The organism is Bradyrhizobium sp. P2_E8, assembly GCF_056403875.1.
On record NZ_JBFUES010001524.1, the window covers coordinates 1 to 1,180 of the forward strand.

General features: G+C 60.8%; 1 protein-coding gene and 1 pseudogene. Both read right to left on the reverse strand.

Translation table 11 applies throughout. The annotated features are described in order from the left end of the window. Positions 1-190, reverse strand: a pseudogene (locus AC1D00_RS42000) (urea ABC transporter permease subunit UrtB); the annotation flags it as partial. 84 nt (positions 191-274) lie between these two features. Beyond that, positions 275-1,180, reverse strand: a 906-nt coding sequence (locus AC1D00_RS42005) for a transporter substrate-binding protein (protein ID WP_477014759.1), incomplete at its 5' end; no start/stop codon positions are given.

Consider the following 1,180-nt stretch of genomic DNA (forward strand, 5'->3'; position numbering starts at 1 on the left):
TGATGGGAAAGGCCAGCGGATTGCCGCTGCTCGCGACCACGCCGATCGCTTCTTCCGTGTCGGAATAATCATCGTTGGCGAATTTGGCGACCGCATCCTCGAACGGACCGGCGAAGGCCGGCAGTGCGAACGCGATCAGGAATAACGAGAGCAGGAGCGAACAGAGGCGGGCGGACAAATTGGCTAGCACTGTGAATGACCCCGGCAGAAATGGGTGGAGAAGGCGGCAGGATCGCCGCCTTCTCCAGTCGTGTAGTGGAGCGTCAGGCCCGGATCAGGAGCCCGAACCCAGGCACTTGTTGGTCTTGGTGTTGAAGTTGCCGCACTTCTTGCCGACCCAATCGCCGATCAGGTCCTTGGAGCCGTCGAGCTCCTTCGACCAGGCGTCGCCAGCGACAAGACCCGGGGTCTTCCAGACCACGTCGAACTGACCGTTCGCCTTGATCTCGCCGATGAACACCGGCTTGGTGATGTGGTGGTTCGGAAGCATCTTGGAGGTGCCGCCGGTCAGGTTCTTGGCTTCGATGCCCGGGAGAGCGTCGATGACCTTGTCGGGATCGGTCGACTTCACCTTCTCGACCGCCTTGACCCACATGTCGAAGCCGATCACGTGCGCTTCCATCGGATCGTTGGTCACGCGCTTCGGATTCTTGGTGTAGGCCTGCCACGCCTTGATGAACTTCTCGTTCTCCGGCGACTTGATCGACTGGAAGTAGTTCCAGGCGGCCAGATGGCCGAGCAGCGGCTTGGTGTCGATGCCGGCGAGCTCTTCCTCACCCACCGAGAACGCGACCACCGGGATGTCCTTCGCCTTGATGCCCTGGTTGCCGAGCTCCTTGTAGAAGGGAACGTTAGCGTCGCCGTTGATGGTCGAGACCACCGCGGTCTTCTTGCCGGCCGAGCCGAACTTCTTGATGTCCGCCACGATCGTCTGCCAGTCGGAGTGACCGAACGGCGTGTAGTTGATCATGATGTCTTCCTGGGCGACACCCTTCGACTTCAGATAGGCTTCCAGGATCTTGTTGGTGGTGCGCGGATAGACGTAGTCGGTGCCCGCGAGCACCCAGCGCTTCACCTTCTCGTCCTTCATCAGGTAGTCGACGGCGGGGATCGCCTGCTGGTTCGGCGCAGCACCCGTGTAGAACACGTTGCGCTCACTCTCCTCGCCTTCGTACTGCAC